Source organism: Streptomyces sp. NPDC057307 (assembly GCF_042667665.1).
Lineage (GTDB): Bacteria > Actinomycetota > Actinomycetes > Streptomycetales > Streptomycetaceae > Streptomyces.
Genome location: NZ_JBHUZM010000001.1, coordinates 188,788 through 206,328, shown reverse-complemented (window position 1 = coordinate 206,328; position 17,541 = coordinate 188,788). Strand labels below are relative to the sequence as shown.

The window sequence follows — 17,541 nt, the reverse complement described above, 5'->3', positions numbered from 1 at the left end:
CCGACTCCCGGCGCGGACGCCTTGGTGCAACGGGACGGACGGTTCGAGGTCGCCTTCAACTCGCCGGGCTGTGTTGAGTCGAGAAGGGCCGCGCTCTAGGACCCGTCCGAGCCGCCCGGCCGACTTCCTCTCAACAGTTATCCGCAACTCTGTTGAAAATACCCTCCCGGCCGGGCCTTGTCCGGAAAGGGAGCGTTCAGCGAGAGTTCATCCCGCGACGCCCCACACACCCCCCATCCACGTCGCCGGACAGAGCGCCCACCCACGAACGCACGCGTCGGCCGGCCCTATCCCGCGGCTTCCTCGGATTCCCCGGTCTCCCCAAGGGCTCGACGCGCGGTGTTCGGCGCTGCTCCGATAACGAGAGGAAGCACCGTGCAGGTTTCCCGGAAGTACCTCGTCGCCGCCGTCACCGGCGTCCTGCTCTCGGCCTCCGCCGTGACCGGCGCGCAGGCCGCCGACCCGTCCGGCGCCACGGGCCAGGCGCCCCGGTACCAGCCCGAGATGGTCGCGGCACTCGCCAAGACGCTCGGTGGCAGCGAGCAGGCGGCCGTCGAACGACTCGACCACGAAGCCGCGCAGCAGCGCGAGTTGGCCGCCGTGGCCAAGCAGGGCATCAAGACGGACGGCGCCTTCTTCACCAAGGCCGGCACGCTCACGGTGAACGCGACGGACGCGAGATCCGCCGCCCAGGTGGAGGACGCCGGCCTCACCGCCCGCGTCCCCGAACACGGCAAGTCCGCGCTGGACCGGATCAAGAGCGAGCTGGACGCGAAGGCCGCCAAGCAGGTGCCCGTGGGCGTCTCGTCGTGGTCGGTCGACCTCGCGTCCGACACCGTCACGGTGGAGGTGAGCAGCGACAGCGGCACCGCCGCCCGTTCGTTCATCAAGGCCGCGGGCAAGCACGGCGACGCCGTCCGGGTCGTGCGTGGCCAGGAGCGGCTGGAGACCCAGGCCGTGGTGCCTCCGGGCAGCCGGATGACGTTCAACGGCTATATCTGCTCGGTCGGTTTCGGCGCGCGTGACGCCGCCGGCAAGCAGTACCTGGTGACGGCCGGGCACTGCATCGAGGACCTGCCGGACCTCGCGTACAACAACGTCAAGTTCGCCAAGGGCACGAACTCGCGCTTCGCCGTCGGCACGCGCAGCGTGGACATGGGCATAGCGGCGGTCGACGCCGAGGACTCCATAGGCACCCAGGTCACCACGTACGGCCAGGCCGGGAACGTCGCGGTCCGCGGCGGTACGCGGGCGGCGACAGGCGCGGCGATGTGCAAGTCCGGTCAGACCACCGGCTGGACCTGCGGGACCGTGCGCTCGTACAACGTCACCGTCACGTACACGGACGCCAACGGCGGCCCCGACACGGTCGTCACGGGTCTCGGCAGCTCCACCGTCTGCACCGAGGGCGGCGACAGCGGTGGCGCGTACATCTCCGGCAACCAGGCCCAGGGCATGACCTCCGGCGGTCCGATAGGCCAGAACTGCACCGGCGTGAACACCGCCGGCTCCTCGTACTTCCAGCCGCTCAGCGACGCGCTCTCGCACTACAAGCTGACCCTCAACACCAACTGAGCCTCAACACGGACTGATCCCCAGGATCAACTGATTCCCCGGACCAGCTGAGCCAATTTCCCGCTCTCCGATGCCCCCGGAGACGCGGCGGAGCCGCCCACCCTTCCCGGTGGGCGGCTTTCGTCGTCCGCATACCATCGGGCGGAGAGACACAGGCGCAGAGACGTGAGCGCAGAAGCACGGGCAGAAGCACGGGCGTAGAAGTACGGGCGCGGAAACACGGCGGGAGCGGGGCCAATGGACGCGAGCATCGCCGGAGACGTGGAAGTGACGTTCGCCGAGGTCTTCCGTGACGCCCTCCGCCGCCGCGGGCTGTCCCTGGAGCGCGTACGCGACCGGCTTGAGGCGCAGGGCATCGGCGTCAGCCTCGCCACCCTCAGTTACTGGCAGCGCGGGCGCAGCCAGCCGGAACGCGCGCAGTCCCTGCGGGCCGTGGACGCGCTGGAGGAGATCCTCGCCCTGCCCGAAGGCGCCCTCCGCTCACTCCTGCGCCCGGGCCGGCCGCGCGGTCGTACGACGTCGGAACTGCTCGACCTGTCCGCCTCGCACCGCGTCTTCGGCGAGAACTCGGACGTGGAACAGGCACTCGGCGCGGACTTCGCGCGCTTCAACGAGGACGTCACCTCCCTGGTCATCCACGAGACCGTCCACCTCGACGCGGAGCGCTGCATACGGCAGCTGTCCGTGAACCAGGTGCTGCGCGCCACCCGCGACGGCGCGAGCCGGATGACCGCCGTGCATGTCATCGACGACCCGGCGACCGCGTCGGTCGATGTCGCCGTACGGTGCGGGAAGCTCGGCAGCGTGCAGTTCCTGCCGGAGCGGCGGAGCATCGTGACGGAGATCCTGTTCGGCGGTGAACTGGCCAAGAACGAGACCGTGGTGATCGACTACACCATCTCGCTCTCGCCGTGCCGCGAGGTCTCGACGTACCACGAGCGCCGTACGCGGGTGAGCCTGCGGGAGTACCTGCTGCACGTCTACTTCGACCCGGGCGCGCAGCCGGTGAGCTGTCATCGCTACTACCGTGAACGCATCGGCGCGGAGAAGACCAGCAGCCGGCAGATCGCGCTGGACGTCTCGAACTCGGCGCACATGCTGCCGCCGAAGTGCCCGGCGGGGATACACGGCATGTCGTGGGAGTGGCCCGCCTGACGGTCTGGGCCCGGTCCCGCTCCCGGTCCCGGCAGCGAGGTTATCCACAGGCTCACGCGGCGCCCGGCGGGATGTCAGACCTCGCCGCTAGGGTTTTTCCATGACCGAAACGTCCGCGACCAGGCTCACGCAGGCCGTCGAACTGCGTGACTGGCGACGGCTGTTGGACGATCCGCCCGACCCCGTCGTCACCGAGAAGGGCCGGCTTCTGAAGGAAGCCGCGATGCTCGACTTCGGGGTGCGGGAGAGCGCGATCGCCTCCTGGCTGTACACGAAGTGCCACCGGCAGATCCCCACCCTGGCCGTGGAGACGGCGGCGGTGGTCGCCACCGGCGACGGCAGCTGTGTCCTTCTGTACAACCCGGAGTTCTTTGTGGCGATCGGTGCGGACGGCGTGCGGTTCGTGCTCTTCCACGAGGCTCGCCATCTCGTCCACCGGCATCTGTATGTGGACGCGGAGCTGCGTGAGGACAACGTGTTCACGCTGGCCGCCGAGGTCTCCATCAACCATGTCGTGATGCGGCGGCTGCGCGCCGAGCTGCCCACCCTTCTGAAGGGGGACGTACGGGAGCCGGTCGGGATCGATCCGCATCTGATCCACGCCCGGTACGAGGAGGATCTGCGCGCCCAGGACCTGGAGCCGCTGTCGTACGGGCACTTCGTCGAGACCGACATGACCGTCTACGGCGAGCTGAAGCGCATGAGCGACCCGCCCGTGCCCGCGGGCTTCGGCGCCGCCGCCTGTCCGCATCTGCGCCTAGGCGGTGTCCCCCTGGACGACGAGACCGTGAGCCAGGTCGTGGAGGGCGTCCTCGCGGACGTGCTGCGGGCCGCCCTGCGCGGCGAGGGGCCGGCGCGCGAGGAGATCCTGCATCTCGCGGACCGTTCCGAGGGCGGCAGCGACCGGATCGCCAGGATGTGGGGCCGCCTCGGGCTCGGCGCGCTGCGCGGCCGGACCGAGCCCACCCGCCGGGTGGAGTGGTGGAAGCGCTGGCTGACCGACACGCTCGCCTCCAAACTCCGCGACGGCGAACGGCTCATCTACCCCAGGAAGCACGGCGCGGTGCTCCTCGCGCTCGGGCACGATCCGATGCTGTCCCGCCGCGGCAAGGAGCGTGCGAAAGTCGTGGTCGTCGCCATCGACACCTCGGGCTCCATGTCCCAGCGGGTGATCGACTGGCTGCTCACCCTCATCGGCCGCACCGACGGTGTCGAGACGCACTGGCTGAGCTTCGACGGCGAGGTCATGCCGTTCGTCCCGGGGGAGCGCGTGACGGGTGGCGGCGGGACGGACTTCGGCAAGGTCGTCGAGTACGTGGAGGGGCGCCGGGAAGTCGGCGGGAAGCGGTGCGAGGTGGAGCCGGACGCGGTGATCATGGTCACCGACGGTTACGCGCCGCAGGTGACCCCGGCCCGCCCCGAGAACTGGATATGGCTGATCACCGACGGCGGGGACGAGTGGCCGGACCGCCACAGCCCGCCGATGGCCTGCCACCGCGTCACGACCGGCGACGGCTGACCGCACGGGTCCGTCACCTCGGGACGTCTCCGCACGTCCCCGGCCCCCGGCCCCCGGCCCCCTCGCCTCTGGACCTGGGCTCCTGGGCTCCTTGGCTCCTGGACGACTTTGTACGTCGGCGCGCGCCTGCGCGCGCCCGGCCACCCCGCACGCATCGCGCATCCCGACGCTCGCACGCACGAGGACTGGATCCCATCACCGTGACCAAGACCGACCCCGCCCACGACATCCCCTGGCCCGTCACGGCCACCTACCCGAAGCGGCCGGCCGGCCGTCAACCGGGCGGGCGACTGGCCGAGTTCATCGACGCCATGATCGCCATGGGGCAGACCGGCCAGGTCTTCGGCGAGCACGGCATCGGCAAGACGTCCACCTTCCTCAGCCATATACCGTCGGCCCACCCCGGCACACGCGTCGTCCTCGTCCCGGCCGCCAACCTCACGCCCGACGACCTCCTGATGAACGCGCCCGTGCGGGACGACAGGACGGGCGAGCTGGTTCTCACTCAGCTGATCATGAGCCAACTCGCCCCCGGTGAGCCCTTCGTGCTGCTCATCGACGACTCGTTGCAGGCCGGCGCGATGATCCAGTCCCAGCTCATGCAGATCGCCTGCAACTGGACCCTCGGCGAACACGACCTGCGCGCCCTGGGCTGCGTCGGGGTCTTCCTCTCCGACAACGAGTCGCTGACCGAGACCGGCTCCGCCCGCGGCGACCTCGCCGTGCTCGACCGCATGGTCACCCTGCGCCTCACCGCGAACGACACGGCCTGGCGGCACACCCTCGCCGGGCGGTACGCCGAGCTGGACCTCGGTGAGGTCTTCCGGATCTGGGCCGCCCTGACACCCCGGCTGCGTGCCCTGCTCTCCCCGCGCACCGTGGAACACGTTCTGGACTGCGCCCGCGCCGGCCTGCCGCTGAGCTGGGGACTGCCGCTGGTCGGCGGGGTGCGGATGCGGCTGCGGGACCTGCGGAAGGACGGCACGGAGGGCACCGACCGTACGGCGGAGATCCTGGACGCGCTCGCGGCCGCCGTGGGCGCGGCCAACCCGCGGACCGTGGCCGACCCCGTACGCCGCATCCTGCGCACCGCCCTGCGGGAGAACTGGGCGGTGCTGCTGCAAGGGCCGCCCGGCTGCGGAAAGACGGAGATCACCAAGAGCGTCGTACGGGAGGAACTCGGCGCGGAGCCGGTGTACTTCTCGCTCCCGGTGACCAACGTCGAGGACCTGTGCGTGCCGGTGCCCACCCCCGACGGGCGGCTGGACACACTGCTGACCCGGGCGCTCTCGGGGCCGGGGGAGAAGGTGATCGTCTGGGACGAGTACAACCGGCCCAAGGACAAGGCCGCGTTCGCCAAGCTGATGGAGATCACCCAGGAGTGGTCGCTGGCCGGGCGGCCGGTGGAGGGGCTGCGCGCCCAGATCGCGCTGCAGAACCCGCCGTACCACCTGGGCAGGAAGCTCCAGGTCAGCCGGAACAACGTGGCGCAGGCGAGCCGCTTCACGGTCAGTTACGAGGTGCGGCCCGAGGACATCCCGGCGAACGAATGGCTCATCGCCGCGTACGGCGAGGTGGCCGAGACCGTCCTCGAATGGTGGAAGAACGACATCGACGACGAGGCCCGCGACTGGATCACCAAGCGCACGCTGGAGCGGCTGATCAAGCTGCATCGGGCCGGTCAGCCGCTGATGTCCGGCCTGATCTATCTCGGCGAGGGCGAGTTCGCACCGGTGCCGCTGACCGCGCTCGAAGCCAGGCTGGACGGCATCGGGCAGGAAGTCACCTTCGGCTTCAAGGAGTTGGTGCGGGACATCGACCTCTGGGAGAAGCGCCTCGCCGTCGCGTCGGAGACCTCGTCCGAGGGGACGAACGACACGGACGTGGTGCACCGGGTGCTGGCCAACGCCGAACTGTCGCAGCTCAAGAAGCACGGTGAGGTGGTGGCGCGTGTGCTGCGGCACCTGCCGCCGAAGCTGCGGGCCACGTATCTCGTCGGGCAGACGGCGGCCCGGCAGACCTACTGGGTCGGTGCGCTGGCCCGGATGAAGGAGCTTGCCGTGTCGTCCTGAGCCGTACTCCGGCCGCCCCGTCCTTGGCCCCAACCTCCGCTCTCCGAAAGCCACTTCGAGGAAGTCCGAGTCACCACGATGCGTCTCGCCGATCACCACGTCGTATCCGCCGCCTACGCCCTGGCCGACCTGGCGCTCACCCGCGCGTTGATCCCCCGGATCCGGGAGGAGACCGTCGGACTGCTCCGCAGCTCCGCCCCGCTGCCCCGGCTCCTTTTGGAAGAGGTGCTCGCCTCGCGGGATCCCGAGTTGCGCGCCGCGCTCGTCTCGTCGGCCGTGCATCGTGGTCATGTGTTCGACCGGCTGGCCGCGTTGGGGGATCCCGGGCTGGCGACGAGTCTGTACGGCGCCCGTGAGTGGGAGCGCACGCCCGCCCAGCGGGCGGCGGTCTGGGAGGGCGCGGCGGCCACGGCCGACGACCCCGGCTGGCGGGCGGCGGACGGCCTCACGGCGAAGCTGATGTCGTCCATCAAGCCGGAACTTCTCGAACCTGCACTGCGGGCCCCCTTCCCCGAACTGGCCGCGCACGCGCGCGGCGTCCTCGACGACCGGGCGAAGCGCGTCTCCACCCGTCTGCCGGTCAACGCCCGCCCGGTGAACAACACCCCGCCGAAGACCCACCCGACGTGGCGACGCAAGCCCGGGACGACGAAGGCACTGATCGGGGACCTCCGGGACACGTCCTTCTTCGGCGACATAGACCTGCCGGCGGATCCAGACGCACTGGACTGGGACGAACTGGCCGCGGAACACCGTGCCGACCCGTTCTACGTGGGACGGCTCCGCATTCTGTGGGCGCACCCGGGCTGCCCGGAGGAACTGACCCTGAGCGCGTTCGAGAAAACCGGAGACGGCGCGGGCCCGTCGATGCTGACCACCGCCGCGCACGAGTCCGCCGACGGGGAGGCATTCGCCCGCCTCCTGCGTCCCGGTGTCTCCTCCGGCGCGTTCCCGGTCGACCGGGTCCTGCGGGAGGTCGGCCCGGCCCGCAAGGTCCTGTGCGCGCTGCCGGACAACCACGCGGGAGTACGAGCCGCCCTCGCCGCCCAAGTGGCGCGGCTGGGCTCGGACTTCGCGCCCTGGCGTGCGGTGTACGCGCTGCTACCGCGCTTCGCCGGCACCGTCTCCGAACTCGTCGACGCCGCGCTCGCCGAGACACCGAAGCACCGTGGCAAGACCTGGCCGAAGCCGGTGGGGCCGGAATTCCCGAGCCGTCCGCAGTCGGGCGGCCGGGCGGCGTGGCTGCGCCTCTACGACGCGGCCGATCACCCGACGCGATGCGGGCTCGGTGAGCACATGGACGGGCGTGCCATCCAGCAGTTGCTGCTGTGGCACCGGCCGAGCCCCGAACTGCGGGCACACATCGTCCAGTCGCGCGGCCCGTCCGTCCTCGCCGGTATCGCGTCGGACTGGCAGACCGCGCCGGAGGTGATCGAGGAGCTGATCCCGTACAACGACCCCGAGGTCAACGCCGCGCTCTTCCTCAACACCGACCTCACCACCGCCCAGCGCCGCCATATCCTCTCCGGCCGCCGCTGGCAGGACGGCGCCTCCGCCGACACCCCGGCCGCCGACCGGCTTCCGCTGACGGAGTCCCTGACGGACGGCGTGCGGGAGAGCGCGCGGCGACCCTGGCTGCTGGCCTGCGCCGACTCGGGCGACCCGCTGCTGTGCCGGATCCTGCTGGGCACGCCCCGGGCGAAGATCCACACGCCCGCGCTGGAAATCCTCATGCTGGTACGGCTCTGGGAGCGCCACGGCCCGGAGGCGGTGAGGGAGTTGCTGGACGAGACCGACTTCCCGGGCCGCAAGCAGTCCAAGCACCCGCTGTCACCGAAGACCTTGGCGGCGGGGCGTACGGCGCTGGACGCGGACGCGGACACCGACACCGACACCGACACCGAGGCCGAGGTCGAGCCGGACGGACCGGCCCTGTTGCGGGCCGCGTTCGAGGCCGCCGCGGGACCGGCGGGGCGGGCGGACTTCCTGTGCGACAAGGGGGCGGGCATCGAGAGGGACGACTTGCAGAAGGCCCTCGACCTCTTCGAGGAGGAGATCGGCCCGGGACCCGTCCCCTGGGCGGAACTGGAAGCGGGCCACGGTGTGAAGCCCCTGCACGACCGGCTCCTCGTCCGCCTGGCCGAACTGGACGGCTGCCCGCCCGCGCTCACGGCGGAGTCGGCCGACGCCGGTCTGCGTCTGTCGCACCCGGAGTACCGGCCCCGCCGTGGGGCGAAGCCGCCCACCGCGTCGGAGATGCTCAAGAAGCTTCCGCTGCGGGTGGACAACGGCGGCTGCCGCTGGCTGGAGAGGGCGCACCACCTCGGCCAGGTCACGTTGCCCGAGGTGGTGCGGACCGGCTTCCCGGCGCAGGCGACGGTCGCTTTCCTGACCAGGGCGCTGGCGCCGGGGGACTCGCCCGCCACCGAGGAGATACGGGAAACCCGCCGCGCGGTCGCCGCGCTCGCCGCCGAACACCTGGCGGACAACCCGGAGGGCTGGGCACTGGCACTGCGCCTGATCCCGGACTTCGAGGGCACGCTGCCGGATCTGCTGCTGGCGTCGGGCGCGGTGGTGAGCTGACCCGACCCGAGCCGAGCTGACTTGGGCCGACCCGAGCCGAAACCGACCCGAGGCCGGCCCGACCCGAAGTGAAGTGCGCGTGCTTACGCGAAGCGCGACACGTAGCGCTTCTGCCACGGAGTCTCGACCGCGTGCCGCGAATAGTGCTCGCGCACATAGGCGACGGCCTCGGTGTTCGGCACTCCGTCGAGGACGGCGAGACAGGCCAGCGCCGTACCCGTACGTCCGCGTCCGCCGCCGCAGGCGACCTCGACGCGTTCGTCCCCGGCCCGGGCCAGCGCCTCACGAAGCGATTCCGTGGCCCCGGCCCGGTCGGCCGGCAGCCGGAAGTCGGGCCAGCGGACCCAGCGGGACTCCCACTCGACCGACGGCGGCTCCTTGCGCAGCAGATAGAGCGCGAAAGCCGGCGTCGGACCGGCCGGGAGGGGGTGCCGGAGTCCCCGGCCACGTATGAGCCGGCCGGAGGGCAGTCGCAGCACGCCCGCCGCGGTGGGTTCCCAAGTAGTGATCACAGAGCCGAGACTAGGCATGGGCACGAGGTGGCCGTGCCTGTTTCGCGGATCGCGAACGACCAACGCCGCCCGGCCGTGGCTCGCCGCCTCAGCGCTTCTCGGCCGCCGCGATCCCGTCCAGCACATACCCCAGGCCCGTCAGGAACGTGCCGTCCCAGTCGTCCTCCAGCATGTACTCGTTCGCGCTGAGCGTCGGGTACTCGTCGCTCCGGTCCCGTAGCCGCTGCTGAGCCGTCTCGCGGTCCTCGGCGGACATCTGGAAGCTGGCCCGCGCGACCGTCGCGCCCATCAGGTAGTCGTAGAGCGTCCACGTGGCGGCGTGCAGATGCGTGCCGCTGAAGCCGGGCCGTACGAGGGTGGCCTGCAGGAACTCCATCCGGGCGAGCAGATTCGGGCCCAGGGTCGGGCGCTGGAGCAGCGCCGCCGACCAGGGGTGGCGGAGCATCGTCGTACGCCAGTCGACCAGCAGCGCGACGATGGCGGCGCGCCACTCGGTGTCACCGGTATCGGCCGGGCGCGCGGGCGGCAGTTCGCCGAGGATCGCGTCGAGCGCGAGGTCGACGACGTCGTCCTTGGTGTCGACGTGCCAGTACAGCGTGGTGACACCGGAGCCGATCCGCTCGGCCAGCCGGCGCATGGTCAGACCGTCGATGCCCTCCTCGTCCAGCAGGGCCACCGCCTCTTCCACGATGCGCGTGCGGGTCAGCGGGGGCTGCTCGCGCGCGGCCCGCGACTCCCGCAGCCAGACACTTTTCGCGCCGCCCGCACGGCCTGTGACCTGGCGTTTCTGGCCGCTCTGCTTGCCCTTGATGGCCCGTACCTCCGCTTCACCGGTGTCGCCGAGAGCCTAGTATGGCGCTCGACCGGAACAACGTACTGGTACTGGTACGTCGTACTAGAGGGGTGGCAGACGCATGCGCCAGCAAGATCAGAAACAGGGGCCCGAGGGAGAGAGGGCGGAAGAGACGGCGGCAGAGACCGGGGCGGAGACGGCGGGTGGGGCGCCGGATCCGAGGCGCTGGTGGCCGCTCATGGTGATCGCCCTCGCCCAGCTCATGATCGTTCTGGACGGCACGATCGTGAACATCGCGCTGCCCTCGATGCAGAGCGAGTTGGGCATGTCGGACGGTGACCGGCAGTGGGCGATCATCGCCTACGTCCTGCCGTTCGGCGGCCTGCTCCTGCTCGGCGGCCGGATCAGCGGGCTCGTCGGCCACCGCCGTACGTTCCTGATCAGTCTCATCGGCTTCGCCGCCGCGTCCGCGCTGGGCGGCGCCGCGAACGGCACCGGCGTGCTGTTCGGCGCCCGCGCGCTGCAAGGCGTCTTCGCGGCGGCCATGGCCCCGGCGGCACTGTCGCTGCTGACGCTGACGTTCACCGATCCGAAGGAGCGGGGGAAGGCGTTCGGGGTGTACGGCGCGATGGGGGCGGCCGGTTCGGGGGTCGGGCTGCTGGCCGGCGGGGTGCTCACGGAGTTCCTGGACTGGCGGTGGTGCCTGTGGGTCAACGTGCCCATCGCGGCGGTCGCGCTGCTCGGCCTGCCGTACGTACGCCGTGACGAAGGAACGGGCAACCGTAGAGGGTCCGGTGCCGGGTTCGACATCCGTGGGCTCGACATCCCCGGGGTACTGCTCAGCGTCAGCGGCCTCACCGCGCTCGTCTACGGCCTGAGCCAGGCCGAATCACGCGGCTGGGACGACCCGTTGGTGCTCGTGCTGCTCTTCGCGAGCGTGGCGCTGCTCGTCATGTTCGGCTCGGTCGAGGCGCGCGTACGCCAACCCCTGCTGCCGGTGCGGGTGTTGAGGCACCGGGCGCGCGGCGCGGCGTTCCTCGTCTCCGCGTTGATGCTGGCCGCGCTCTTCGGCTGCTTCCTGTTCCTGAGCTACTACGCGCAGACCGTCCTCGGCTACTCGCCCGTCGAGGCCGGTCTCACCATCATGGTGCTGGTCGTCGGGTCCCTGATCGGCTCGATGCTGATCGCGGGCCGCCTGCTGTCCCGTGTGAGCATCCGGGCCCTGATGGTCCCCGGCCTGCTCGCCATGGCCGCCGGGCTGCTGATCCTCTCCTTCCTGGAGGCGGACAGTGAGCACGTACTGGCCCTGTATCTGACCCCGGCGCAGCTCTTGATCGGCCTGGGCCTCGGCGTCGTCCTCACGGCCGCGACGAGTCTGGCGACGGCGGAGGTGAGCTACGCGGACATGGGGACGGCGTCCGCCGCGTTCAACGCCGGGCAGCAGGTGGGCGGTGCGGTGGGCACGGCGCTGTTCAACACGGTCGCGACGACGGCCACGGCGGCGTATCTGCGTACCCACGGCTCCGGTCCGGACGCCGTGACGGCGGGCACCGTCGACGGCTTCGGCGTCGGCCTGCTGGTGGCGATGGGCATCATGCTCCTGGCCGCCGTGGTGGCGACGGTCCTGCTGCGCCCGCGCCGCACGACGGAGGTGGCGGCGGCCGGCTGACCGTCGGGTCGTACGGCGGTACGGAGGGGGCGGGCGGGCGGACAGTCTGTCCGCCCGCTCCGTGCGACCGGTACGCCCCACGGCCTGATCGCCTGCCCTACAGCTTGATCGCCCTACGGCTTGACCGCCACGAACCCCCACTGGACGCAGTCGGCCGCCCCGTCCGGGACCGGCTTCCCGGCCGGTACGAGAAGTTCCGGCAGCGGGCGCAGGCCCGGCGGGAGCAGGTCGAGTCCGCGGGCGCAGGCGGCGATCTGGTCGGGCGTACGGGCGAGATAGGCCCCTTCGGGGTCGGCCGCCAGGTAGTGCTCCTGCATCTTGAGCACGCCGGGCGTCTCGATCGTGTCGCACACCGCCAGGTACGAGCCGGAGGCGAGGCGGCTCGTGTACTGCTCGACGAGGTCGGCCGCCTCGGCGGGCGGGAAGTGTCCGAGGGTGGAGAGCACCAGGAGGGCGACGGGCTCGTCCAGGTTCAGCGTCTTCGACGCGCCTTCGAGGACCTTGTCCACCAGTCGGAAGTCCTGCTGGAGATAGTGGATCTTGCCTTCGGGTGAACTCCGCAGTGAACTGGCGTGGTTGAGGACGACGGGGTCGTTGTCGACGTAGACGACGCGCGACTCCGCGGCCGCCTTCTGCGCCATGCCGTGGGTGGCGCTCGCGGTGGGAATGCCCGTGCCGAGATCGAGGAGTTGGCGGACCCCGCCCTCGCGGACGACGTAGTCCGCCACCCGCTCCTGGAAGGCGCGCGACTCCATGGCCGCGGTCTTGATCTCCGGGAAGGCGTTCAGCATGACATCGCAGAGATCCCGGTCCACCTGGTAGTTGTCCTGGCCGCCCTGGGCGTAGTTCCAGATCCGCGCGGAGTTGGGGAGGGTGGGCATGACATTGGTTCCGGGGCGTACGGAGTCGCTCATCCGAAGTCCTTACTCGTCAGGGGCAGAGGGGTGAAACGAGGTGGCGCGTATCCACTGGTCACATCCACCGCCATTCGGTAGTTCTCCACTGCGTCGGAGTCGTCGGTGATGAGCGTCATGGCCGGGTGGAGACCGATCTGAATCAGCCTCTCACCCATCCCGAACTCCTTGAAGCGGAGAATTTCGAGATGGCCGCAGAGGCTGATGGCCAGCGGGTGCGGTACGCCGGGCGGAATGACCTGGATGGCCACCGACGAACCGACATCGGCGATATGGGCTTCAAGATAGTCCAGTTGACGGGCCATCACCCCGGATCCGCCCACTCTGCGCCGCAGGGTGGCCTGCTCCAGCAGCACCCACAGACCGGCCCGGTCCTCGTTGTTCGCGCCGCCGGGTCCGCCTCGGATGGTGTGCTCCTTGCGGGCCTCCAGCAGTTCCAGCCGAAGGCGCCGTACGGCGGGGTCCTCGTACGGGTTCCGAAGACTCATCAGGGCTTCCGCGTACTCCGTGGTCTGGAGCAGATCGGGCAGCACTCCCGGCGCGTACGAGCGGATGCCGGTCGCCGCGGATTCCAGATCGATGACGCCGACCTCTGCGACCTCGCGCCAGGGGTGCCACCACCCCGGCTTCTTCGCCTCGTCCAGCGCGTGAAGGACCTCGGCGCGCTCGGCGATGGGCGTGCCGTAGAGGTCGAGCAGCACGGCGACCATGCGCGGATTCGGCACCGTCTCCGCGTTCTCCCAGCGAGCCGGGGTCGCCCGGTCCTTCTTGATCGCCTCCGCGACGCCTTGGAGCGTCATGCCGGCGCCTTCGCGCCGACGGCGCAGATCTGCTCCGAAACACCGCAAAGCGACCGTAGGGCCGGATCGTGGCTGACTCACCGGGCCCTCCTCGCGTCCGCGGGTGGGGAGGGTCTTTTCCTCTCCTTCAGCGCGCACCACGATACCGCCGATCGGAACTCTGTCACGTTGCAGAGTGTCCGGGTCGTGGCTACGATGGAACACGGAGTTCCCCTACGCGGCACCCCCCAGACCGCCGCGCCAGGGTCGGGAACCGACCCCGCCGGCACGCTGATCGAGCGTGAGAGGCGGGGGGCTACGGAGAACCGATGCCATGCACGTTTCACTACCGGCCGTTCCGGAGCAGATCCAGGTCGCGCGCCGCATCGTCCGCAAGGAACTGGTCGGCCTCGGCTGGCCCGAGGCGAAGATCGTGGCCTGCGAAGAGGTCGCGGCTCAGCTGGCCGGGCACGCCATGAGTGTCGTCGGAGTCAGCGGCTACTACCTCGGAGTGACGAAGCGGTCCGGACCGGAGGACGGCGTCGCCATAAGAGTCAGCGTCACGATCCTGGACACGATGCCCGAGCCCGGCGAAGTGGCGACGGTGCCGTCGCAGGGCGGTCCGGTGGACCAGGCCGGTGCTGATGTCGTCGGCGACGACTGCGTGAGGCTGGCCGAGGTCCTGACGAAGCGGTGCGGAGCCCCGGTCAACATCGTCGCGCAGCAAGGCAGTTGGGCGGCCTCGGCCACCCTCCCGGCCGAGGCGCCCTGCCTCAGCGCGCAGCCGTGAGCGTCCGATTGATCCGGTTGAAACGCGTACCGACGCTCGTATCGCTGTCCGGTGGGTACGGCCCGATGGGCTCCGACCAGCCCGTCCTGGACGTCTTGGAGAGGCTGCAGTGGACGCATTGAGGGGTGCCGCATCCGATGAGCCCGCGCACGACACCACCACTCCGGCCCACGCCGGCGCGCGTCACGGGGGAGCCCACGCGGCGGGCGCTCATACGGCGAGTGCCGCCGCCGGTCATCGCCTGCCGCGGCCCGCGCGCGCCCGCAGATGGACCGCCTGGTACCGGCCGACGAGCGCCGAGCCGCAGGTTTCTTTGCGCGACCGCGAGGTCACGCACAGTGGGGGAGTGGCAGACGTGAGCCGTTCGGTGCTGGTTGTCAGCGGGGCGAGCGGGAGCGCCGAGAGCGTGGCCGCCGCGTACGCCCGTCAGGACGACTGGGTCGGGTTCCTCTACGAGCGCGGGACGCCTCCCGACGAGCTGTACAACGTACGGTGCGACGTGAGCGACGGCCTTCAACTGGACGCCGCCGTCTCGGAGTTCGAAACCGGCCACGGAGTCGTGGACGTCCTGGTCGTGGACGCCGACCGGCACGACCGCCACGGCGAGGAGTCCTCCCTCGCGGCGGCGGCCGGCACCCGGGCCCGCGCGAACGCGATCATCGGCCGCACACTCCCCGGCATGCGCGAGGCCGGCCACGGCCGGATCGTCCTGATCGCCTCCACGAAGGGCCTGGGCCGCGGCTCCGCCCTGGCGGGCGGCGCCCCGCACGCCGACCTGATGAGCCTGGCGTGGCACCTGGTCCACGAGTGCCGCGGCTCGGACGTCACGGTCAACGTCATCACCTACGGAACCCCCCAGGACCTCCCCCGCCAGGGCCGCGCCCACCGCGCCCAGCAGATCGCGAACCTGGCGATCCACCTGACCCGCCCGGAGGCCACGGACACCGGAGCGGTGATCCCGATCGAGGTCCTGGGCGCGATCCCCGTACTCGGCCCGATACGCACGGACGGACCGTCGTACCAGGGCCGCTGACCGCCGCGCCTCGGGGGACCCCTCAGCCCCGGAGGCGCGGCACACTCTTTGGGGGCGCCGTCAGGTGCGGATGTACGGCCCTGTCAGGTAGTGACGCCGACGGCCGCGACCAGTGCTCGTACTCCGGGAACCTGAGCGTGGCGCGTACGGAGATCGGTGACGATGTTCCGGATCGCCGGGCGGTCACGGACCTCCGCCGGAGAGACGCGAACGGCGGCCAGCAACTCAACTGCTGTCTGCTCGGGCTTCGCCCACTGCCACCACGCACGGGCGAGGTCCGTGTGCATGCGGCCCTTGCGCTCGGCTGTGGGGAACTGCTCGGTCCGCAGCCGGCGACCTGCTTCGAGTGCCGCTCCCGCGTCGCCCAGAGCCCAATGGACTCCGACGGCGTAGAGGTCGACGGCGGCCGGGGTGATGGGGAAGAGACGGCCGGTAGGGGCCTCCCGGGGCAGGGCGCGTGCCGCCAGGGTGGCGGCATGGATCATGGCCGTTGCCTGGTCCCTGTCGCCGGCACGAGCGGCGGTGTACGAGGTCGTGCACAGCATCTGTGCGTACGCGGCGGCCTGGGCGTCGGTCCGTAGGCCCGTCTCTTCGACCTTCGAGACGGCATCGAGGATATGCCGCTGAGCCGACACGGGCTGGTCCTGGTGGCGGAGCACGATGCTCAATTCGCGGGCCGCCGCTGCGGCGACAAGTGGCGACCCGGACCAGTCGGCGTACACGGTCGCCCGGTCCGCGCTCAGCCGGGACTGCTCGTACCGACCGATCTTCGTGAGTACTTGACTGGCCAGGCTGTAGGTCGCCGACAGGCGGGCGAGGGGCAGAGGTTCGCGGGTCCGCGCAACGTGATGGGCGTCAGCGAGAAGCCCGGGGAGGGCCGCCAGAAGCTTGTCGTGGCGACCGGCATCGAAGTGCGCCCTGGCCACTTCCAGACGGCCGTCCAACGGTGCCGACGAACCGGTGGGATCGGGCATGCTGGCGAAAGCGTCGTCCAGGCCGCCGAGAAGCGCGGCGGGACCGGCAAGGCCGGCGGCGAGCAGTGAGCGGCGGCGCATCGGGTCCTCCTCGGGACAACGTGGCCAATCCGGCGCAACTCTAGTGGCCGGAGACACCACAAGACCGAGAGACGCGGCTAGGACATACATCGGCATGCCCACCTCCCGGGCGGCGTGCCGGACGAGATCCAGATCGGCGCGTCGCCCCTGCTGCTCCAGCCGTGAAACGGTCGACGCGGAACACCCAATGCGGTTGCCCAGTTCGGCCTGATGCCACCCGTGACCCAGGCGACCCAGCCGTATCAGACCTCCCGGATCTTGAGCGGCCACAAGCGTGCGAACCGCGCCCGAGTTCCACAACTGATCGGCACGCACCGGGCCTCCACTCGCCATTTTCCGGCAGGGCTGCCTGCTCAACGTAACCGGTCCGGTGCGAGTCGTACACGGCGCGTGCACGTTCTGCAAACGGCTTCCGCGAGACGCCAACTGATCACCGCGGCGGGCCGGTTGGCGGTGTTGTGAGAGGGCGAACTCGGCCACCGGGCGGAGTTCGGGCGCATCGGAGGCCAGCATGGCAACTGCCGTCAGGACCACGCTCCGTGATCCCCGCGACTATGTGAAACCGGAGGTCTGGGACCGCGAGATCCAGCTCCTCATGAGGGACTACCCGTTCGACGAGGTAATGGCGACACGGCTCTTCCACGCCGCCGTCTCCTACCTGATCACGGCCATGGAGAAGTGGGGCCAGGGTCTGGAGATGTGCTGCGGGCGCACCGTCGACATCGCCGTCCATGTCTTCATCCTCGACACCCGCAACTACCGGGAGTTCTGCCACCGGAACTTCGGCGGACGGTTCCTGGAACACATTCCTGAGATCGACTTCAAGTACGACGGATCCGTCGAGCGGACCGCGCAGATCCTGGCCGACAACGGCTTCGGCGTCGACTGGAAGCTGTGGGAAGCCGACTACGGCAAGTGCGGCCCGTGCCGTCCGGGGGCGAACTGCCACTGAGCGGCCACAGGAGATCGTGCCCGAAGGTGCCGTGAGCGCCTTCGGGTTCTCACGGGTTCTCACGAGTTCGATCGCGGACAGCGGTGGCTCATTCCCCCGCGGACGGCAGGACGGCGCAGGTACGGTGACCAGCTCGATGA

At 70.5% G+C, this 17,541-nt stretch carries 14 protein-coding genes; 9 read left to right on the top strand and 5 right to left on the bottom strand.

Annotation, left to right across the window (positions count from 1 at the left end; all coding sequences use genetic code 11):
- Positions 1–375: 375 nt before the first annotated feature.
- The 5 genes from ACFUN8_RS00890 (at position 376) to ACFUN8_RS00870 (ending at position 8,904) form a co-directional block, all read left to right on the top strand.
- Positions 376–1,575, top strand: coding sequence for a S1 family peptidase (locus ACFUN8_RS00890; protein ID WP_383629718.1), 1,200 nt, complete (start codon positions 376–378; stop codon positions 1,573–1,575).
- 237 nt (positions 1,576–1,812) lie between these two features.
- Positions 1,813–2,730, top strand: coding sequence for a multiprotein-bridging factor 1 family protein (locus ACFUN8_RS00885; RefSeq protein ID WP_383629716.1), 918 nt, complete (start codon positions 1,813–1,815; stop codon positions 2,728–2,730).
- A gap of 100 nt (positions 2,731–2,830) precedes the next feature.
- Positions 2,831–4,249 carry a hypothetical protein gene (locus ACFUN8_RS00880; RefSeq protein ID WP_383629714.1) on the top strand — a complete coding sequence of 473 codons (1,419 nt, stop codon included), beginning with the start codon at positions 2,831–2,833 and terminating at the stop codon, positions 4,247–4,249.
- A gap of 200 nt (positions 4,250–4,449) precedes the next feature.
- A complete protein-coding gene (locus ACFUN8_RS00875; RefSeq protein WP_383629712.1) occupies positions 4,450–6,321 on the top strand; it encodes an AAA family ATPase in 1,872 nt (623 codons plus the stop codon).
- 78 nt (positions 6,322–6,399) lie between these two features.
- The gene (locus ACFUN8_RS00870) at positions 6,400–8,904 is read left to right on the top strand and encodes a hypothetical protein (RefSeq protein WP_383629710.1); all 2,505 of its coding nucleotides are present in this window, start codon (positions 6,400–6,402) and stop codon (positions 8,902–8,904) included.
- An 83-nt stretch (positions 8,905–8,987) separates the two neighbouring features.
- On the opposite strand, the gene ACFUN8_RS00865 is transcribed toward ACFUN8_RS00870, so the two are convergent.
- Together ACFUN8_RS00865 and ACFUN8_RS00860 are read right to left on the bottom strand one after the other, a co-directional pair.
- Positions 8,988–9,434 carry a protein-tyrosine phosphatase family protein gene (locus ACFUN8_RS00865; RefSeq protein ID WP_383629708.1) on the bottom strand — a complete coding sequence of 149 codons (447 nt, stop codon included), beginning with the start codon at positions 9,432–9,434 and terminating at the stop codon, positions 8,988–8,990.
- A 70-nt stretch (positions 9,435–9,504) separates the two neighbouring features.
- A complete protein-coding gene (locus ACFUN8_RS00860) occupies positions 9,505–10,158 on the bottom strand; it encodes a TetR/AcrR family transcriptional regulator (protein WP_383629766.1) in 654 nt (217 codons plus the stop codon).
- Between the two features lie 172 nt (positions 10,159–10,330).
- Between ACFUN8_RS00860 and ACFUN8_RS00855 the strand changes: the two genes are divergently transcribed.
- Positions 10,331–11,878 carry an MFS transporter gene (locus ACFUN8_RS00855; RefSeq protein WP_383629706.1) on the top strand — a complete coding sequence of 516 codons (1,548 nt, stop codon included), beginning with the start codon at positions 10,331–10,333 and terminating at the stop codon, positions 11,876–11,878.
- A 113-nt stretch (positions 11,879–11,991) separates the two neighbouring features.
- On the opposite strand, the gene ACFUN8_RS00850 is transcribed toward ACFUN8_RS00855, so the two are convergent.
- Both ACFUN8_RS00850 and ACFUN8_RS00845 read right to left on the bottom strand, forming a co-directional pair.
- Entirely contained in the window at positions 11,992–12,792 is an 801-nt protein-coding gene (locus tag ACFUN8_RS00850; RefSeq protein ID WP_383629704.1) for an SAM-dependent methyltransferase, read from the bottom strand.
- Entirely contained in the window at positions 12,789–13,673 is an 885-nt protein-coding gene (locus ACFUN8_RS00845; RefSeq protein WP_383629702.1) for a helix-turn-helix domain-containing protein, read from the bottom strand. The genes ACFUN8_RS00850 and ACFUN8_RS00845 overlap by 4 nt, the downstream gene beginning before the upstream one ends.
- 232 nt (positions 13,674–13,905) lie before the next feature.
- On the opposite strand from ACFUN8_RS00845, the gene ACFUN8_RS00840 reads away from it, so the two are divergent.
- Both ACFUN8_RS00840 and ACFUN8_RS00835 read left to right on the top strand, forming a co-directional pair.
- Complete coding sequence (locus ACFUN8_RS00840; protein ID WP_383629700.1) at positions 13,906–14,361, top strand: hypothetical protein; 456 nt, start codon at positions 13,906–13,908, stop codon at positions 14,359–14,361.
- Positions 14,362–14,707: 346 nt separating this feature from the next.
- The gene (locus ACFUN8_RS00835; protein ID WP_383629698.1) at positions 14,708–15,394 is read left to right on the top strand and encodes a hypothetical protein; all 687 of its coding nucleotides are present in this window, start codon (positions 14,708–14,710) and stop codon (positions 15,392–15,394) included.
- 83 nt (positions 15,395–15,477) lie between these two features.
- On the opposite strand, the gene ACFUN8_RS00830 is transcribed toward ACFUN8_RS00835, so the two are convergent.
- A complete protein-coding gene (locus ACFUN8_RS00830) occupies positions 15,478–16,764 on the bottom strand; it encodes a transcriptional regulator (RefSeq protein WP_383629697.1) in 1,287 nt (428 codons plus the stop codon).
- A gap of 196 nt (positions 16,765–16,960) precedes the next feature.
- Between ACFUN8_RS00830 and ACFUN8_RS00825 the strand changes: the two genes are divergently transcribed.
- Entirely contained in the window at positions 16,961–17,401 is a 441-nt protein-coding gene (locus ACFUN8_RS00825) for a hypothetical protein (protein ID WP_383629696.1), read from the top strand.
- Positions 17,402–17,541 lie beyond the last annotated feature (140 nt).

Excerpts from the sequence above, each read along its gene's own strand:
- ACFUN8_RS00885 (WP_383629716.1), top strand. The coding sequence starts at position 1,813 with ATGGACGCGAGCATCGCCGGAGACGTGGAAGTGACGTTCGCCGAGGTC.
- ACFUN8_RS00880 (WP_383629714.1), top strand. The coding sequence starts at position 2,831 with ATGACCGAAACGTCCGCGACCAGGCTCACGCAGGCCGTCGAACTGCGT.
- ACFUN8_RS00870 (WP_383629710.1), top strand. The coding sequence starts at position 6,400 with ATGCGTCTCGCCGATCACCACGTCGTATCCGCCGCCTACGCCCTGGCC.
- ACFUN8_RS00865 (WP_383629708.1), bottom strand. The coding sequence starts at position 9,434 with ATGCCTAGTCTCGGCTCTGTGATCACTACTTGGGAACCCACCGCGGCG.
- ACFUN8_RS00855 (WP_383629706.1), top strand. The coding sequence starts at position 10,331 with ATGCGCCAGCAAGATCAGAAACAGGGGCCCGAGGGAGAGAGGGCGGAA.
- ACFUN8_RS00850 (WP_383629704.1), bottom strand. The coding sequence starts at position 12,792 with ATGAGCGACTCCGTACGCCCCGGAACCAATGTCATGCCCACCCTCCCC.
- ACFUN8_RS00840 (WP_383629700.1), top strand. The coding sequence starts at position 13,906 with ATGCACGTTTCACTACCGGCCGTTCCGGAGCAGATCCAGGTCGCGCGC.
- ACFUN8_RS00825 (WP_383629696.1), top strand. The coding sequence starts at position 16,961 with ATGGCAACTGCCGTCAGGACCACGCTCCGTGATCCCCGCGACTATGTG.